The organism is Streptomyces recifensis (assembly GCF_002154615.1).
GTDB lineage: Bacteria > Actinomycetota > Actinomycetes > Streptomycetales > Streptomycetaceae > Streptomyces > Streptomyces griseoluteus.
In genome coordinates this window covers 1-334 of the sequence record NZ_MUNH01000052.1, presented here as the reverse complement: position 1 = coordinate 334, position 334 = coordinate 1, and the positions used below count along the sequence as shown (strand labels likewise).

Below are 334 nucleotides of genomic sequence, written 5' to 3'. Positions count from 1 at the left end.
CCATGGCGGCGGAGTTCGCCCTGGAGAGGTCGTTGGGGTCGAAGCCGGGCGAGTTGGCCATGGCGAGGATCTGGCCGGTGGCGGTGTCCTGGACGACGACGTAGCCGCGGTCGGCCTTGGACTTCTTCACCTGCTCGGAGATCGCGTTCTGCGCGGCCCACTGGATGTCGCGGTCGATGGTCAGCTCGACGTCGCTGCCGGGCACGGCGGGCGTCTCGGTGGAACCCGCGGTGGGCACCTCCCGGCCGCCGGACTGGGCGTAGCGGATCTTGCCGTCCTTGCCGGAGAGCTGCTTGTCGAGCTGCTGCTCGATGCCGCCGCCGCCCCGGCCCTC

At 71.3% G+C, this 334-nt stretch carries 1 pseudogene; it reads right to left on the bottom strand.

The window, feature by feature from the left end:
- Positions 1–334, bottom strand: a pseudogene (locus CCN33_RS32705) (cell division protein); the annotation flags it as partial.